Origin of the sequence: Sphingomonas sp. CL5.1 (assembly GCF_013344685.1) — a bacterium.
GTDB lineage: Bacteria > Pseudomonadota > Alphaproteobacteria > Sphingomonadales > Sphingomonadaceae > Sphingomonas.
Genome location: NZ_CP050137.1, coordinates 2,810,105 through 2,827,278 on the forward strand (window position 1 = coordinate 2,810,105; position 17,174 = coordinate 2,827,278).

The following is a 17,174-nucleotide window of genomic DNA, read 5'->3' on the forward strand; positions in this document are numbered from 1 at the left end:
ATGATGTCCGTGAAACTGGCTCTTATCGCGCTTTCCGCCGCCGCGTCGTTGCTGCCGTTTCAGGCGATGGCGCAGCAGAAGGCCGACGTGCTGATCCGCCACGCGACCGTGGTGGATGTCGAGCACGCGCGGACCATTCCCGATCAGGCGGTGGCGACGGTGGGCGAGAAGATCGTCGCGGTCGGCAACGACGCGGAGGTCGCGAAGGCATGGGCCGCGACCCGGCAGGTGGAGGGGAAGGGGCGCTTCCTGATCCCCGGCTTGTGGGACATGCACATGCACTTCGGCGGCGGCCCGGAGCTGGCGGAGGAGAACAAGGCGCTGCTGCCGCTCTACGTCGCTTACGGCATCACCACGATCCGCGATTGCGCGGGCGACATGGCCTATGACGTGCTCGACTGGCGACAGCAGATCGCGGACGGCAAGCTGTTCGGTCCGCGCCTGCTCACCTCCGGCCCCAAGATCGAGGGGATCAAGCCGGTGTGGAAGGGCACGCTGGAAACCGGCTCCGAGGCCGATGTCGATGCGGCGGTGGCGAAGCTGGTCGCGCTGAAGGTCGATTTCGTCAAGATCACCGACAGCACGCTGAAGCCGGAATTGTTCCTCTATGCCGTGCGCAAGGTGCGCGCGGCCGGGCTGCGTGCCTCGGGGCATATCCCGATGGCGCTGACGGTGGGGCAGGCGGTGGACGCCGGGATCAGCTCGATCGAGCATCTCAGCTACGCCTATAAGGCCGGCGTGAAGGACGAGGCGCGGATCGCGGCCGATTTCGGTGCCGCCCGTATCGATCGCGCGCAGGCGCAGGCCGAGCTTGCCGCGGGCTTCGATCCGGCGACCGCGATGGCCTCCTATGCGAAGCTGCGCGACCGCAACGTGTTCGTGACGCCGACGCTCAATATCGAGCGGACGCTTGCCTATCTCGACAGCGACGATCATTCGAAGGACGCTTTTCTCGCCTATATCGGGCCGGGTATCCGCAAGACCTATCAATGGCGCATCGACCGCGCCGCCAAGGCGACGCCGGCCGAGATCGCGGCGCGGCACGAGCAATATCGGAAGACGGCGGCGGTGATGCCGCTGCTGGAGAAGGCGGGCGTGACGATCATGGCCGGCACCGACGCCGGCTTCCTCAATTCGTTCGATTATCCCGCGCTGGCGCTGCATCAGGAGCTGGCGCTCTATGTGAAGAACGGGTTGACTCCGGCGGAGGCGCTCTCCGCCGCGACGCGCGCCGGGCCGAAGTGGTTCGGTGTGCTTGACCGCTACGGGGCGGTGGAGACGGGCAAGCAGGCCGATCTCGTGCTGCTCGACCGCAACCCGCTGGAGGACATCACCGCGACGCAGAGCATCGACACGGTGATCCTGCGCGGCACGGTGGAGGATCGCGCGACGCTCGACCGGCTGCTGGCCGAGGTGAAGGCGAAGGTTGCGAAGTGGGACGCGGAAGCGGCGAAGAAGTGACGGCTGCCGACGACGAACGTTTCCTGCGCGCCGCGATCGATCTGGCGCGTGAGAATGTCGCGCACGGCGGGCGGCCGTTCGGCGCATTGGTGGTGAAGAACGGCGCGGTGATCGCGACCGGCGTCAACGAGATCATCGCCACTCATGATCCCACCGCCCATGCCGAACTGGGCGCGATCCGCGCGGCGAGCCGGAAGCTCGGCTCGCCGGACCTGTCGGGGTGCGTCGTCTATGCCAGCGGCCAGCCTTGCCCGATGTGCATGGCGGCGATGCGGATGGCAGGGGTCGTGGCGGTCGCCTTCGCCTGCTCGAACGCCGACGGCGAGCCGTTTGGCCTGTCGACCGAGGCGCTGCGCCGCGAATTGGCGCTGCCCTTCGCCAAACAGTCGATGGCGATCCGCCACGTCCCGATCGCCGGCGCGTCCGGCGTCTATGCCGAATGGCGAGGCCGGCAACGGCATCCGGCATGACCGCCCGCGCCGACCGCATGGCATCCGGCGCGCCGGCGATGCTGGGGCTGGTCGTGCTGGTCGGCCTCAACCTGCGTCCGTTCCTCACCGCGACCGGGCCGCTCGCCCCCGCGATCCGCGCCAGCACCGGCATGACGCTCCAGGGCATGTCGCTGCTGACGCTCATGCCGATGCTGCTGATGGGGCTGTGCGCCTTCGCCGGGCCGGCGGTGCAGGCGGCGGTCGGCGCGCGCGGCGCTATGGCCTGGGCGCTGCTGCTGCTCGCGTCGGGATCGCTGCTGCGGCTGTGGACGTCGGACGGGACGGGATTGGTCGGTACGGCGGCGTTGCTCGGGCTGGGTGTCGCGGTGGTGCAGGCGGTGTTCCCGGCGGTGCTCAAGCATCATTTCCCGAGACAGCTCGCGGTCGCGACCGGTCTTTATTCCGCGATGCTGATGGGTGGCGGCGCGCTCGGCGCGCGGCTGGCCCCGGTCATCGCGAGCGCGGCGGGGGACTGGCATGCCGGGCTGGCGTGGCTGGCGCTGCCCGCGCTGGCGGCGGCGGTCGCGGCGATGCGCATCTTGCCGGCGGCCGAACGTAGCGAGGCTGTGTCCGCGATCTCGGCGCGCGCCTTGCTGCGGCGGCCGCGCACATGGCTGCTGATGGTGAGCTTCGGGCTTATCAACGGCGGTTATTCCTCGATCATCGCATGGCTGCCGCCCTTCTATCAGGAGCGCGGCTGGAGTCCGGCGGCAAGTGGCGGGTTGCTCGCGCTGATGGCGCTCAGCCAGGCGACGGCGGCGCTTCTCTGCCCGGTGCTCGCGCGGCGCGGGCGGGATCGGCGCGGGTGGCTGTGGCTGACCATGGCGCTTCAGGCGATAGGTTTCGCCGGGCTGGTCGCGATGCCGGATTTCCTTCCGTCGCTATGGGCGATGACGGTCGGCGCGGGGCTGGGCGGCTGTTTCGCGCTGACGATGCTGGTCGCGCTCGATCACCTTCCCGATCCCGCGCGGGCGGGAGCGCTCGCCGCGTTGATGCAGGGCGGCGGTTTCCCCCTCGCCGCGATCGCGCCGTGGGTGGTGGCGTTGCTGCACGAAAGTACCGGCGGCTTCCGCGCCGGCTGGGCGATGCATCTCGCGAGCGTCGCCTTCGTCGCGTGCCTGACGATCCGCTTGGCGCCGCGCTCTTACGGCCCGGCGCTGGCGATCGTAGCGGAGCGGCCGTCGCCGCGCTAAACGCGCCGCATGACGGTGTATTGCCAGATCGGCGTGGTCGGCTCGGGCCGGGTCGCCAGCGCGCTCGGGCTCGCGCTCGGCCCGCATTCGGCGGCGCCCCCGCTGCTCCACGCCCGCTCGCCGGAGCGGCTGCGCGCCGCCGTCGCGTCGATCGGGCGGGCGAGCGCGGCGTCGGGATATGAGGCGCTGGCCGATGCCTGCGACCTCGTCGTCATCGCGGTATCCGACGATGCGATCGAACCGGTCGTCGCGGCTATCGCGCGGGCGATGCCGGTCGGCCGGGCGCCGTTCGTCTTCCACGTCAGTGGCCGCAGCGGCGCGGCGATCCTCGATCCGCTGCGGGCGAAGGGCGCGCGGACCGCCGCGATCCATCCGGTGATGACCTTCACCGGCGACCCTGCAAGTGAGGTGCGTCGCATGGCCGGCGCGCGCTTCGCGATCACCGGATCGAGCGGGGAGGCGCTGGCGGAGGCGCACGCGCTGGTGCGCCTTCTCGGCGGCGTCGCGGTGGAGATCGCGGAGGACCGCCGCCCGCTCTATCACGCCGCGCTGAGCCATGCCGCCAATCACCTCGTCACCCTGTTGAGCGGATCGGCGCGCGTGCTGGAGGCCGCGGGAGCGGACGATCCCTATGGCCTGCTCGCCCCCTTGGTCAGGGCGGCATTGGAGAACAGCCTCACGCACGGCTTCGCGGCGCTGTCCGGCCCGCTGCTGCGCGGCGACGACGAGACGGTTCGCGGCCATCTGCGCGCGCTGGGCGACTATTGCGCGGAGGTGCTGCCGGCCTATCGCGCGATGGCGCTCGCCACGCTCGATGAGCTCGAGCGCGCGGGAATCAGGCCACCGTCATCGCCGTTGCGCACGGACCTGGCGGCTCACGACCCGACGCCGTGATGTACGCGGAACAGGTTGTTGGGGTCGTACCGTCGCTTGATCGCGAGCAGACGCGGGTAGTTCGTGCCCCAGAAAGCCTCGCTCCAGCGCGGGTGGAAATAGTCCGTCTCCGAGACATAGGAGGCGGGCGGGCCGCTGATCGCCTCCAGCGGCGCGAAGGCCGCCTTCATCGCGGCGGCGTCGCTGCGCCCGGCGGCCACGTCGGGCTCGTGCCCCGCCACGCCGGGATAGGCCGGCGCTTCCCCGCCCGCGACGATCGCCAGTGCGAAGGCGTCGAGCAGACGCGGGTTGGTCGATGTGCCGGCGCATGCGGCGCGCACGTCCGGCGTCGCGCCCGCGATCCCCTTGTTGAAGTGCAGCGTGAAGTCCCAATGCGCCGCCGCTTCGACCAGCGCCGCGACCAGCCGGTCGCTGTTCGCCGGCGCGAGCAGCGAAGCGGGCAGCCATGTCGAATGATAGCCGTGGATTACCCAGCCGGCCTCGTCGCCGTTCTGCGCCCAGAAGGCGTCGCGTGGGCGGGCGCCGGGGCGGTCGTCGTGGCGGATCACGCCGGGTAGCGTTCGGAGGAAATCCGGGTCCCACATATGCTGCGCCGGGAAGGCGGCGATCATCGGCTGGCCGACCGTATAATCCTGCGACCGCGCGCGGAGATGCGCGAGAAGCGGCTGCCATGTCGCTTCCGCCTGTGCCTGGCTCAGCCCGGAGAACAGCATCCGCACTGAAAGCCGCCGCCCCCGGAAGCCGATCTGCTCGCCCCATGCCGGGTTGAACAGCGACGAGCGGTAAAGCTCCACCACCCGCGCCACCAGATCGCGCCACGCGACGTCGGACGATGCGGTGACATCGAATATCACCGCGCCGAACGTCGCCGGCAGGTCGTGGGTGCGCAGCGTCATGCGCGTGACCACGCCGAAACTTCCCCCGCCGCCACCCTTCAGCGCCCAAAAGAGATCGGCGTCGCGATGCGCGTTGACGACGCGGATGCGGCCGTCGGCGGTGACCACCTCCGCCTCGATCAGCCCGGCCGCGCCGGTGCCGTAGCGTTTGGAGAAGCTGCCGAAGCCGCCGCCCTGCACCAGGCCGGCGACGCCCACCGTCATGCAGCCGCCGCCCTGTACGTAGCGCCCGCCGCGCGTCGTCACCGCGTCATAGGCGCGGCCCCAGATCACGCCCGCGCCGAGCGAGACGGCGGCCTGCGATGTGGTGCCGGCGGGCGCGCCTTCGGCCACGAAGGCGTCGTGCAGCTCGATCGCATCCATCCGCCGCGTCCAGACGAGTAGCGAGTCCGGCGCGTTCGAGCCGCCGATATAGCTGTGCCCGCCGCCCTTCACGACGAGCCGCGTGCCGGTGCGCCGCGCGAAATCGACGGCGGCGGCGACATCGGCGGCGGAGGTGGCGGCCAGCACATAGGCGCTCGGCCGCGAGGTCCAGCCGTCGGTCCAGCCAAGCGTCTGCGTCAGCGCGGGGTCGTCGCCGATGAAATAGGGGTTGCGCAGGTTGCGGAACAATTCGGCGGTCGCCGGATCGCCGGGCCGCGAGCGCGCCTCCACCAGCGGCGAGCGGACGGGGAGCAGCCGGCCCGGAACCTCCCGCGCGAGCCGCTCCCATTGTGCCGGGGCCGGCAAGGTCGCGGGCAGCATCGCGTTCAGCCCGCGCGCCGGCCCCGTTGCCGCGATGCCGAGCGATGCGCCGATCAGCGCGCGGCGGTTCAATCCATGATCGAGAAGGCTGTCCATCTGCCGGTCCCTTATTTGCGTCCGGGCATCTTCCGGTCGCGAGGTCGCCGCGCCATAGAGGCGGGATGGCCGGGGACGCGGATGGTATGAGCGGCGATCGTGGTGGTGCGTCCGGCGTTCCCGTGGGGACGAGCGGCGTGCCCGCCTTCGGCTACGCCGCCGCTGCGATCGGCACGTTCCTCGTCACCAGCATGAACGTCTGGTCCGGGCTGGACGGCCGGCATGGCGACGACTGGCGGATCGCGGTCTATGAATATACCAGTACCGCCGTCATCTTCGCGCTGCTCTGGCCGCTCGGCCGGCTTGTCCGTCGCGTGCTGGAAGACTGGCCGACACGGCGGGGGAGGGCGGCCGCGCTGCTCCTGGCGGGATTGCCGGCGTTCGCGCTGGCGCATGTCTGGGGCTTCGTCGCGCTGCGCACGGCGATCTTCGCCGCCTTCGGCATGCGCTACGACTTCGACGGCGCGAGGGGATGGGCCTTCGAATTACCCAAGGAGATCGCGGTCTATGCGATCCTCATCATGGTGCTTGGCGCGACGGCGGTGCTGGCGCGCCGGCCGTCGGTGACCCAAGCGCCGGCCGATACCGACCGTCGGCTCGTGCTGCGCGAGGGCGGGCGCGTGATCCATGTCCGCCCGGCGGAGGTCGCGGCGGTCTCCTCGGCGGGAAATTACGTCGAATATCATCTGGTCGACGGCCGGAAGCCCCTCGTCCGGGGAACGCTCTCCGCATGCGCAGCGGAGCTGGACGCCGCCGGCTTCGTACGGAGTCACCGCTCGTGGCTGGTCAACATCCGGCTGATCGAGGAAATCGAACCTGCCGGCAGCGGTGACCGCCGCCTGTTCCTGTCGGGCGGCGTGGAAGCCCCGCTCTCGCGCCGCTTCGCCGATGGTTTCGATGCGGCGCTGACGATTCAATAGCTCCTCGGCAGCCCGAGGACATGCTCGGCGAGGAAAGACAGGATCAGGTTGGTCGAGATCGGCGCGACCTGATAGAGCCGCGTCTCGCGGAACTTGCGCTCCACGTCATATTCCTCCGCGAAGCCGAAGCCGCCGTGCGTCTGGATGCAGGCGTTGCCGGCCTCGACCGAGGCGTCGGCGGCGAGCAGCTTGGCCATGTTCGCCTCCGCGCCGTTGGGCTTGCCTGCCTCGTAGAGCCGCGCCGCCTCATGCACCATCAACTCGGCCGCGCGCATGTTGGCGTAGGCGCGCGCGATCGGGAAGGAGATGCCCTGGTTCTTGCCGATCGCGCGGCCGAACACATGGCGTTCGCCGGCATATTCGACCGACTTCTTCGTGAACCATTTCGCGTCGCCGACGCATTCCGCCGCGATCAGCGTGCGCTCGGCGTTCATGCCCGACAGGATATAGCGGAAGCCCTTACCCTCCTCGCCGAGCAGGTTGGCGGCGGGGATGCGCATGTTGTCGAAGAACACCTCCGTCGTCGCGTGGTTCATCATCGTGCGGATCGGGCGGATGGTGAGCGAGCCGTCGGCCAGCGCCTGCTTCATGTCGACGATGAAGGTGGATAGCCCCTCCGTCTTCTTCGTCGCCTGATCGCGCGGCGTGGTGCGCGCGAGCAGCAGCATCAGGTCGGAATGCTCGGCGCGGCTCGTCCAGATCTTCTGGCCGTTCACCACGTAATGATCGCCGTCGCGAACGGCGGTGGTGCGCAACGCGGTGGTGTCGGTGCCGCTGGTCGGCTCGGTCACGCCGAAGGCTTGCAGGCGCAGTTCACCGGTGGCGATCTTCGGGAGATAGGCGCGCTTCTGCTCCTCCGACCCGTGGCGCAGGATCGTGCCCATCGTGTACATCTGCGCATGGCACGCGCCGCCGTTGCAACCCTCCGCCTGGATCGTCTCGAGGATCGCCGCCGCCGCCGTGAGGCCCAGCCCCGAGCCGCCATATTCCTCCGGGATCAGCACGGAGAGATAGCCCGCGTCGGTCAGCGCCTTGACGAAGGCCGTGGGATATTCGCGTTTCTCGTCCAGCCTGCGCCAATATTCGCCCGGAAATTCGGCGCACAACCGTCGCACGCCCTCGCGGATCTCGGGGAAATCCTCGCTGTCATACGGGCTGAGATTCATCGTTGCGCTTTCTGCAATGGCGGTCGGCCGGCGACGTGTCGCCGCTGTTATCGCCCTTGCACGCGCCGCCCGCCACGAAAAGATCGCGCGAGGTTATGCCTGAAATTGTCATAGGGAAACCCTATGAGTGCGATCGTCCGATCAGAGGCTTCCGCCGTTGGCGCCGAAGATGCTGCCGGTGGTGAAGCTGGTCCCGCTCTCCGCCAGCGTGACGTAAAGGCCGGCAAGCTCGACCGGCTGGCCGGCGCGGCCGATCGGTGTGTCCTGCCCGAACTTGCGCGCACCTTCTTCCGATTGCCCACCCGATATCTGGAGCGCCGTCCACACCGGTCCGGGCGCGACCGCGTTGACGCGGATGCCGCGCGGGGCGAGCTGCTTGGCCAACCCCTTGGTGAATATCTCGATCCCGCCCTTGGATGTCGCATAGTCGAGCAGGTCGTCGCTGGGGTTGAAGCTGTTGACGCTGGCGGTAATGATAATAGCCGATCCGGCCGGCATCGAGCCGACGGCGCGCTTCGCGAGCCAGAACATCGCGTAGAGATTGGTCTTCATCGTGCGATCGAACTGCTCGTCGGAAATGTCCTCGATCGACTCGCGCGCCTGCTGGTAGCCGGCGTTGATGACGAGCAGGTCCAGCCCGCCGAGCTTCTCCCGCGCCTCGTCGACCAGCCCAGCGCAGAAGGCGGCGTCGGTCACGTCGCCGGGTAATCGCACCAGTTCCTGACCGTCGCGGGCGAACACCTGCGCGAGATCGTCGGCATCGGGCTGCTCGCGGGGATGATAGTTGATCGCCACCCGCGCGCCTTCGCGGGCGAAGGCGATCGCGGCGGCCCGGCCGATGCCTGAATCGCCGCCGGTCACCAGCGCATGGCGACCAGTGAGGCGACCCGTGCCGACATAGCTCGCCTCGCCGCAATCCGGCACCGGCTCCATGTCGCGCTGGAGGCCCGGCCATTCCTGCCGTTGTTCCGGGAAGTCGCCGCGATGATATCGGTCGGTCGGATCGACGAGCTTCCCGGTCATGTCGTTTGCCTCTCCCTGCTTCAGGCCGGTATGTTGTCCGCGCGGGCATTAGCGCCGCTTTCGGCGAGATCGCTGAGCTTCTCGTCGGTCGCCCGTTCCTCGTCGAGCGTCGCCTGGAGCAGCGGGATCACCTGCTTGTGCCCCATCTCCTTCGCCCAGGCGATCAGCGTGCCGTAGCGCGTGATCTCGTAATGCTCGACCGCCTGTGCCGAGGCGATCAGGGCGGCGTCGAGCACCGCCTTGCCGGCGATATCGCCGGCAACCTCGTTGGCTTCCTTGATGATGCCATCGATCGCCGGGCAGTCGACCGCCTTCACCTTCTCGTCGAGCAGGCCGAACACTTCCTCCAGCCGCTCGATCTGCCCGCGCGTCTCCTCGAGATGCTGCTCGAAGCCGGCGCGAAGCTGATCGTCGGTCGCCTTCTCGATCATCTTGGGCAGCGCCTTGGTGATCTGGTTCTCGGCATAATAGATGTCCTGCAAGGTATGCAGGAACAGATCGTGCAAAGTCTCGATGTCCTTGCTGAAAAGTCCCACGTCTTCTCTCCTCCGACTGAATGACCGGACAGGATGCCCGATGCGCGCCCTCGCCATTTCAGGGACATGTGCAAGAACACCCCGGCGAGGGAATGCGCTGCATCGCGGGCGCGATTTTGGTCATAACATGGGTTACGAGCAGCCCTTTTCGCGCGGATGATTGGGGGCCGCCGGCCGCTTGGGCATCCAGATCGTTTCTCGTGCGTTCTGTCCGTCTCGACGACGGGGCAATCGCGGAGAAGGCACGATGCGATTAATGGCGGTCCGCATCCTTGGCGTGGCAATCGCGCTTCTGGGCTGTTTCTTCGCGGTGGAGGGGGGCGTGCTCGTCTCGCTCGGCGGCTCGCCTTATTATGTGATCGCGGGTGTCGCGATGATCGCGAGCGGCATCCTGATCGCGCGCGACGATCCGCGCGGGCGCTGGCTGTATGTCCTGATCTGGCTCGGCACATGCGCGTGGGCGATCTGGGAGGTCGGGCTGGACGGGTTGCAGCTCATCCCCCGCGTCGTCGCGCCGACCGTGCTGCTGGTGCTCGTGCTGCTGACCGCGGTCGGCCGGGGCATGGGGCGGGGCAGGCGGGTCGCCGCGCCCGTCGCGGCGGCGATCGCCGCCGGGGTGATCGCGGTGCCGCTGCTGCGCAGCCACGGCGCGGTCGCCGAGGAAGCGCCCGCGCTCACGCCCGCCGGCGCCCCGGCCGGCGATGCCGCGAACGGCGACTGGACGCATTATGGCGGCACACTCGCCGGCCAGCGCTATTCCAGCCTCACGCAGATCAATCCGGGCAATGTCGCGCAACTGAAGCTAGCCTGGACGCAGCGCACCGGCGACCTGCCCGACGTGGCGGAAGCGGTGCAGCACAAGCGCGAATATCATTCGGAGGCGACGCCGATCCATATCGGCGACACACTCTACACCTGCACGCCGCATTCCGTGGTGCAGGCGATCGACGCCACCACCGGCCACACCAAATGGAGCTGGAAGGATACCGCCGACCGGACGGGCAATTCCTATCTCGTCTGTCGCGGCGTCTCCTATTTCGAGGCGCCGGCCGGCACGCCGTGCCCGCGCCGCATCTTCGCGCCGACTTTCGATGCGCGGCTGATGGCGCTCGATGCCGAAACCGGGCAGCCGTGTCCTGGCTTCGGCACCAACGGCGCGATCGACCTGCGCGCGAACATGGGCGTGTCGCATCCGGCGGACCAGATCAGCACCTCCCCGCCGGTGGTCGCCAACGGGCGGCTCATCATCGGCGAGCGGATCGTCGACAACGTCAACCGTGACATCCCCTCCGGCGTGGTGCGCGCCTATGATCCGGTGACGGGCGCGCCGGTCTGGGCGTGGGACGTGGGCCGCTCGCCCGACGCGATCGCGCCGCTGCCGGCCGGGCAGGATTACACGCGCGGCACGCCCAACGTGTGGGGCGCGATGACGGCCGATCCGGCGAACGGCCTCGTCTATCTCGGCACCGGCAATGCCTCGCCCGATTACTGGATCGGCTGGCGCCGGCCGTTCGACGATCGGTTCGGCACGGCGATCGTCGCGCTGGAGATCGCGACCGGCAAGCTCCGCTGGGTGCGCCAGCTCGTCCACCGCGACATGTGGGACATGGATCTGCCGATCGGCCCGTCGCTGTTCGACTATCGCGCGCCGGACGGCCGCGTGATCCCCGCGCTGATCCAGACGACCAAGATGGGGCAGGTCTATTTCCTCAACCGGCTCGACGGATCGCCGATCACCCCGATCGAGGAGCGCCCCGCGCGGCAGGACGGGGCGACGCCCGGCGTGAAGGTCTCGCCGACGCAGCCGTGGTCGGTCGGCCTGCCGTCCTTCACTCCGCCCGCGCCGAGCGAGCGCGCGACCTGGGGCGCGACGCCGATCGACCAGCTCCTTTGCCGCATCGACATCCGCCGCACGCAGGGCGCGGGCATCTACCAGCCGGTCGGGCTGAAGCCGATCATCGGCCACCCGGCATTCGACGGCGTGACCGACTGGGGCGGCGCGGCGGTCGATCCGGTGCGGCAGATGTTCGTGGTCAACACGATGGAGATGCCGTTCAAGATCCAGCTGATGCGCCGCGACGACCCGCGCGTCGGCCCGCTGCTCAAGAAGAAGCAGGGCGGCGAGAACGCGCGCGCGGCCCAGCTCTATACGCAATACAACACCCCCTATGTCGCGGTGGTGCAGGCATGGATGGGCGTATTCGGCGCGCCGTGCAGCGCCCCGCCGTGGGGCAAGCTGACGGCGGTCGACCTCAACACGCGCAAGGTGAAGTGGAACGAGATTTTCGGCACCGCGCGCGACACCGGGCTGTTCGGCACGCGGATCGGCGTGCCGCTCAAGACCGGCGTGCCCAATCTCGGTGGGGCGATCGTCACCGCATCGGGCATCGCCTTCATCGGTGCGACGACCGATCAATATCTGCGCGCCTATGACCTCGCCAGCGGCAAGGTGCTGTGGAAGGCGCGGCTGCCCGCCGGGGCGCAGGCCACGCCGATGACCTATCTGGGGCGCGACGGGCGGCAATATGTCGTCATCACTGCCGGGGGGCACGGCGCGCTCGGCACCGCTTACGGCGATTATACCTTGGCCTTCGCGCTGCCCCGATAGCGCGCTGAGGCGCCCTCACGATCACCGCAACGGAAAGGAAGCCGACATGAATCTTGGCAAGGGATGTATCCTGTGGCTGATCGGGATACCGATCCCCGTCATCATCCTGCTGTGGCTTTTCCTTCACCATTGAGCGGCGGGCAGGACGCCGCCGGCGGAGAAGGCTGGCGCGCGAATATCGTTCTCTACGGCGCGCTGGCCGCCAATATCGGGATCGCGGTGGCCAAGTTCGTCGCCGCGGCGATCACCGGCTCCTCGTCGATGCTGACCGAGGGGGTGCATTCGCTGGTCGACAGCGCCAACCAGATTTTGCTGCTCTACGGGCAACGGCGGGCGCGGCGGCCGGCCGACGCGCTGCATCCGTTCGGCTATGGCCGCGAGCTATACTTCTGGGCGTTCATCGTCGCGATCCTGATCTTCGCGGGCGGGGCGGGTTTGTCGGTCTATGAAGGGCTGGCCCATGTCCGCGAGCCGGAGCTGCTGCGCAACCCGACGGCCGCCTATGTCGTGCTCGGCATCGCCGCCCTGCTGGAGGGGATGTCTTGGGGAATCGCGGTGCGCGAGTTCGATAGCGAGCGCGGCGGTCGGCGCTGGTGGGAATCTATCCGCCGCTCGAAGGACCCCGCCGGGTTCATCGTGCTGTTCGAGGACAGCGCCGCGCTGATCGGCCTGCTGCTGGCCGCAAGCGGCATCTGGGCGAGCCATCACTACGGCGACCCCCGGCTGGACGGCATCGCCTCGATCGCGATCGGGCTGGTGCTGGCCGGCGTCGCCGTGCTGCTCGCGCGGGAGGCGAAGGGGCTGCTGATCGGCGAGAGCGCCGACGCCGCGATTATCGACACCGTCTGGCGGATGCTCGACGAGCGACCGGAGATCACCGCCGTCAATCATGTGCGGACGATCCACACCTCGCCCGAGGCGGTGTTCGTGGCGATCAGCGCGGACTTCGCCGACGACCTGCCGATGGGGCGCGCGGAACTGCTGATCGAGGAGCTGGAGGCGAGGATGAAGGCGGCGCTGCCGGAGCTGACCTCGATCTATATCCGCCCCGAGCGGCGGGAGGACGCGCTGATCCAGCAGCGTCCACTCAGGCGATGATGAGCCGGTCCTCCTCCTCGATCGCAGGGGAAGGCTGGCAGGGGACGGCGGGAGCGCGCTGGAACAGCCGGAGCGCGCCGAAGACATTGTTCCTGAACCGCCGCCCTTCCGCGTTCGACCTGAAGAACGCGATCTTCCTGAGCCTGGAGAAATCGCGCAGGCGGAGCTGTTTCGACTTCAGCTCGATCAGCCCGGCCCGCCGCATCTGCTGCAAGGTCCGGTTGACGTGGACGGGGGTGAGGCCGGTGACGTCGGCGAGGTCCACCTGCGTCAGCGGCATCTCGCAGGTGCCGCTGCCATTGCCGCTCACCCGCCCGATCCGCTCGACAAGCTCGCAGAACAGATGCGCCAGCCGCTCCATCGCGGTGCGCCGCCCGAGCGAGACCAGCCATTCGCATTGTGTTTCCGACGCGAGATGCGCCTCGTTCTCGACGATCGCCCGAATGCCGGGATCGCATTCGACATGGTGTTCGAACTCGCCGATATCGATCCGGAGCGCCCGGATCGGCGTCAGCGCGATCACATGCTGCGTCGTCGTGCGGGCGCGCCGCCACGCGAGATCGCAGAAGTCGCCGGGCACGAACACCGCCGTTATCTGCCGTCGCCCGTCGCTGAGCAGCCGGTAGCGCGCGGCCCAGCCGTCGATCAGCAGGAAGATATGCGTGAGACGTTCCCCCGGCCTGGCGAGATAGGTATGCGCCCGGTGGACATCCAGCGCGTCGCCTGTTCGCGCCTCCGCCGAAGTCGCTTCGACGGCCGGATCGGACGTCTCATGCATCGCGCGCTCCCGTGCATTCCGAAACATCAAGAATGCGCGGGGGGCGAGTCGGGGTCATTGATCCATGTTGTGATCGCCGGGGAAAGAGGCGGATGGTTCCGTTTCAGCGATCGGTGGAAATGATGATTCGCCGCGTTCTTATCGGTCGACAACGATCGGAAGAATGTGCCTGTTCCCTTGATGTTCCGCGCGTGCTAGACGAATTCCAATGGAGTTCCTTCCCGTGATCCCGACCCCGGCCACGCGCCGGATTCCCGCGCGGGCGGCGTGATGGGGCGGCGTTCCGGCAGCGCCGACCTTCCCCTCCACGGCGGGCGTGTGCCCGCGTGGCTCGGCCAGCGCATGACCAGGCTGGGCGCGGTCATCGTCGAGGCGATCGTCCTCGAATATGGCCGCGACGAACTGCTGCGGCGACTTGCGCACCCCTTCTGGTTCCAGTCGTTCGGGGCGGTGATGGGCATGGACTGGCACTCGTCCGGCATCACGACGAGCGTCATCGGCGCGCTCAAGCGCGGGCTAGCGCCGCTGTCCGGCGAGCTCGGTATTCATGTCTGTGGCGGCAGGGGCCGGCACAGCCGCGCGACGCCGCAGGAGCTGGCGGCGGTCGGCGATCGCATCGGCATCGACGGCATGGCGCTGGCACGGGTCAGCCGGCTGGTCGCGAAGGTCGATAATGCGGCGGTTCAGGACGGGTTCGACCTTTATCTCCACGGCTTCATCGTCACCGACGACGGGTGCTGGGTCGTCGTCCAGCAGGGCATGAACGGCGATCGCCGGCAGGCGCGCCGCTATCACTGGCTGTCGGAGGGGCTGGAGAGCTTCGTCGATACGCCCCACGCCGCGATCGAAGGGCACGGGCAGGGACGAATCGTCAATCTCGCCGACCGCCGCGCCGCGCAATCGCGCGCGCGCCAGCTCGAGTTGCTTGCCGATGCCGGCCCGACGGGGATCGCGCGCGAGCTTGCCCGGCTGGAGGGCAAGACGGCAACTGCGCCCGCGACGGAGCCGCTGCTTCCGCATCTGGTCCTGCCCGACCACCATGACGTGCGGGCGGCGGACGTCGTCGACCGGCGGCTCCATGCCGCCTTCGCCGCCGCCGCCGATCGCGGCCCGGCGGATTTCGCGGAGCTGCTGCTGGTGCCGGGCGTCGGCGCGCGCACCGTCCGCGCGCTCGCGCTGGTGGCGGAGGTGGTCCACGGCGCGCCCTGCCGATTCAGCGATCCGGCGCGCTTCTCGCTCGCCCATGGGGGCAAGGACCGGCATCCCTATCCTGTGCCGACCAGGGTCTATGATCACACGATCGCAGTGATGAAATCCGCCGTGGTGAAGGCGAAGCTCGGGCGTGAGGAGGAACTGGCGGCGATCCGGCGGCTCGATGCGCAGGCGCGGCGGCTGGAGGGGGCCGTGTCCGGCCCCTCGGTGGCGGCGATCATCGCCGGGGAGTTCGCGCGCTCGCACGATTATGGCGGTCGCAGCGTGTTCGGCTGGGAGCCGCCGGCCACGCGCGATCCGGCGGCGCAGCCGGGCTGATGGCGGTCGAACGGATCGGCCTGCCGCTCGCGCGGCGCATCGCGCTTGCCGCGCAGGGTTTCGGCGTGGCGCGTCCTGCGTTACCGGCTCCGGCGCATCTGCGCCGCACGGTGGCGCGGCTCAACCTCCACCAGATCGACAGCGTCAACGTGCTGGCGCGCGCGCATTATCTTCCCGCTTTCTCGCGGCTCGGCTGTTATGATCGGGCGGATTTCGACCGGCTGGCATGGGGGCCTAAGCGCCAGCGCGGGCTGTTCGAATATTGGGCGCACGAGGCCTCGCTCCTGCCGTTCGACTTCCATCCGCTGCTCCGCTGGCGGATGGCGCAGGCCGATCGCGGCGAAACCGGCTGGGGCCGGATGCGCCTCTACGCCACGGAGCGCCGCGCGGAGGCGATGGCCCTGCTGGATCGAATCCGGGGCGAGGGGCCGCTCGCCGCCTCCGACTTCGAGAGCCACAAGGGGCAGTCCGGCTGGTGGGAGTGGAGCGATACCAAGCGCGCGCTCGAATGGCTGTTCTGGGCGGGCCACATCACCACCGCCACGCGGCGCGGCGGTTTCGAGCGCGTCTATGACCTCACCGGGCGCGTCATTCCGGGCGAGGTGCTTGCCCGCCCGACGCCTTCGGACGCCGAGGCGCATCGCGGCCTGATCGAGCGCGCCGCCGCCGCGCTGGGCATCGCCACCGATGGTGAGCTGCGCGATTATTTCCGCCAGTCGCCACAGTACGCGCGGCCCGCGATCCAGAGCCTCGCGGAGGAGGGCGTGCTGATCCCGGTCGCCGTCCCCGGCTGGCGGCAGGCGTGGCTGCACCGCGACGCCCGCCGGCCGAGACGGATCGAGGCGCGGGCGCTGCTGGCTCCGTTCGATCCGCTGGTCTGGGAGCGCGATCGCACCGAGCGCCTGTTCGGCTTCCGCTATCGTATCGAAATCTACGTGCCGGCGGAGAAACGGCGATACGGCTATTACGTGCTTCCCTTCCTGCTCGGCGGTCGGCTGGTCGCACGGGTCGACCTCAAGGCCGACCGGCAGGCGAAACGGCTGATCGTCCGGTCCGTTCACCTCGAACCGGACGCGCCTGGCCACACGCATGAGGCGCTCCGCCTGGAGCTGGAGAGCATGGAACGTTGGCTGGGATTGGGCTGATCTTGTCGCGATTTCCCGATCGATCCGCGTGAGCGCTTCATCGTCCGGATCGACGATCCGGGGAAGAACCGGAAATTCAGCGCCGTCGAAGTCGGGGAACCGGCACGCTAATCATCCCTGACGCGAGGCGTGCCGTCAAAGCGCTATCGTCTGTAGCCGAAGCGGCTGCTTTCGATCGACACAACCGCGCCGGCGTTATCGCCCAAGGGGATCGCCGCCGTGCCGTATATGCCGCGCGTGCCGGCCGTCCCGATCATCATGCCGACCTCGCCGTGGATGCGCCGATCGGCGCGTTCCGCGCTGGTCAGCTCGCCGCGCGCGGCGGCGGCGCTGTCCTCGGTGTTCCCCTCGAGTATCCTGTCGCGCTGCTCGTCGGTGAGACGAATGGTGTCGGAACTCAGGGGCGCGCCAGCCGCCGGCGCCGTTTGCGCGACCGACGGCATCGCCCAGCCGGCCCCAGCCCCGAGAGAAAGCGCGATAGCGAAGGCGCGGAAATGCGGCGGCGTCGAGCGATTCATATCGCCTTATATACCGTCAAACCCGACTGCCAAATGAACGGCCTCATGATTCGCCGAAGATTTGAACCCATGCAGTC

15 protein-coding genes are annotated in these 17,174 nt (G+C 68.9%); 9 read left to right on the forward strand and 6 right to left on the reverse strand.

Going from position 1 to position 17,174, the window contains the following annotated elements:
- The first annotated feature begins 3 nt into the window (after nt 1-3).
- The 4 genes from F9288_RS13615 to F9288_RS13630 are packed head-to-tail and all read left to right on the forward strand — an operon-like array spanning nt 4 to nt 4,039.
- Entirely contained in the window at nt 4-1,461 is a 1,458-nt protein-coding gene (locus F9288_RS13615) for an amidohydrolase family protein (protein WP_254621203.1), read from the forward strand.
- Nucleotides 1,458-1,931 carry a nucleoside deaminase gene (locus F9288_RS13620; protein ID WP_174837285.1) on the forward strand — a complete coding sequence of 158 codons (474 nt, stop codon included), beginning with the start codon at nt 1,458-1,460 and terminating at the stop codon, nt 1,929-1,931. The genes F9288_RS13615 and F9288_RS13620 overlap by 4 nt, the downstream gene beginning before the upstream one ends.
- Nucleotides 1,928-3,145 carry a cyanate transporter gene (locus tag F9288_RS13625; protein ID WP_254620883.1) on the forward strand — a complete coding sequence of 406 codons (1,218 nt, stop codon included), beginning with the start codon at nt 1,928-1,930 and terminating at the stop codon, nt 3,143-3,145. The genes F9288_RS13620 and F9288_RS13625 overlap by 4 nt, the downstream gene beginning before the upstream one ends.
- 9 nt (nt 3,146-3,154) lie before the next feature.
- Nucleotides 3,155-4,039: a Rossmann-like and DUF2520 domain-containing protein gene (locus tag F9288_RS13630; protein WP_174837286.1), complete on the forward strand. Its 885-nt coding sequence runs from the start codon at nt 3,155-3,157 to the stop codon at nt 4,037-4,039.
- Here F9288_RS13630 and F9288_RS13635 read toward each other — a convergent pair.
- Nucleotides 4,021-5,775 (reverse strand): FAD-binding protein, encoded by a 1,755-nt coding sequence (locus F9288_RS13635; protein WP_174837287.1) that lies wholly within the window; start codon nt 5,773-5,775, stop codon nt 4,021-4,023. The two genes, F9288_RS13630 and F9288_RS13635, sit on opposite strands and share 19 nt — an antisense overlap.
- Nucleotides 5,776-5,840: 65 nt before the next feature.
- Here F9288_RS13635 and F9288_RS13640 point away from each other — a divergent pair, with 65 nt between their 5' ends.
- On the forward strand, nt 5,841-6,695 hold the full coding sequence (locus F9288_RS13640) for a LytTR family DNA-binding domain-containing protein (RefSeq protein WP_174837288.1): 855 nt from the start codon (nt 5,841-5,843) through the stop codon (nt 6,693-6,695).
- Here the strand turns inward: F9288_RS13640 and F9288_RS13645 are convergent.
- The 3 genes from F9288_RS13645 to F9288_RS13655 form a co-directional block, all read right to left on the reverse strand.
- A complete protein-coding gene (locus F9288_RS13645) occupies nt 6,689-7,861 on the reverse strand; it encodes an acyl-CoA dehydrogenase family protein (protein WP_174837289.1) in 1,173 nt (390 codons plus the stop codon). The two genes, F9288_RS13640 and F9288_RS13645, sit on opposite strands and share 7 nt — an antisense overlap.
- A gap of 141 nt (nt 7,862-8,002) precedes the next feature.
- Nucleotides 8,003-8,884 carry an SDR family oxidoreductase gene (locus F9288_RS13650; protein ID WP_174837290.1) on the reverse strand — a complete coding sequence of 294 codons (882 nt, stop codon included), beginning with the start codon at nt 8,882-8,884 and terminating at the stop codon, nt 8,003-8,005.
- Between the two features lie 20 nt (nt 8,885-8,904).
- The gene (locus F9288_RS13655; protein WP_174837291.1) at nt 8,905-9,420 is read right to left on the reverse strand and encodes a ferritin-like domain-containing protein; all 516 of its coding nucleotides are present in this window, start codon (nt 9,418-9,420) and stop codon (nt 8,905-8,907) included.
- A gap of 256 nt (nt 9,421-9,676) precedes the next feature.
- Between F9288_RS13655 and F9288_RS13660 the strand changes: the two genes are divergently transcribed.
- Together F9288_RS13660 and F9288_RS13665 are read left to right on the forward strand one after the other, a co-directional pair.
- Nucleotides 9,677-12,028, forward strand: coding sequence for a membrane-bound PQQ-dependent dehydrogenase, glucose/quinate/shikimate family (locus F9288_RS13660; RefSeq protein ID WP_254620884.1), 2,352 nt, complete (start codon nt 9,677-9,679; stop codon nt 12,026-12,028).
- A 129-nt stretch (nt 12,029-12,157) separates the two neighbouring features.
- Nucleotides 12,158-13,126, forward strand: coding sequence for a cation diffusion facilitator family transporter (locus tag F9288_RS13665; protein WP_254621204.1), 969 nt, complete (start codon nt 12,158-12,160; stop codon nt 13,124-13,126).
- Here F9288_RS13665 and F9288_RS13670 read toward each other — a convergent pair.
- Nucleotides 13,116-13,904, reverse strand: a complete 789-nt coding sequence (locus tag F9288_RS13670) for a Crp/Fnr family transcriptional regulator (RefSeq protein ID WP_174837294.1) — start codon at nt 13,902-13,904, stop codon at nt 13,116-13,118. The genes F9288_RS13665 and F9288_RS13670 overlap by 11 nt on opposite strands.
- Before the next feature lie 270 nt (nt 13,905-14,174).
- On the opposite strand from F9288_RS13670, the gene F9288_RS13675 reads away from it, so the two are divergent.
- A complete protein-coding gene (locus tag F9288_RS13675; protein WP_174837295.1) occupies nt 14,175-15,434 on the forward strand; it encodes a DUF763 domain-containing protein in 1,260 nt (419 codons plus the stop codon).
- Nucleotides 15,434-16,579, forward strand: coding sequence for a winged helix-turn-helix domain-containing protein (locus F9288_RS13680; protein WP_174837296.1), 1,146 nt, complete (start codon nt 15,434-15,436; stop codon nt 16,577-16,579). Before F9288_RS13675 ends, F9288_RS13680 begins: the two co-directional genes overlap by 1 nt.
- A 143-nt stretch (nt 16,580-16,722) precedes the next feature.
- Here the strand turns inward: F9288_RS13680 and F9288_RS13685 are convergent, their stop codons facing one another.
- The gene (locus tag F9288_RS13685) at nt 16,723-17,097 is read right to left on the reverse strand and encodes a hypothetical protein (RefSeq protein ID WP_174837297.1); all 375 of its coding nucleotides are present in this window, start codon (nt 17,095-17,097) and stop codon (nt 16,723-16,725) included.
- Nucleotides 17,098-17,174 lie beyond the last annotated feature (77 nt).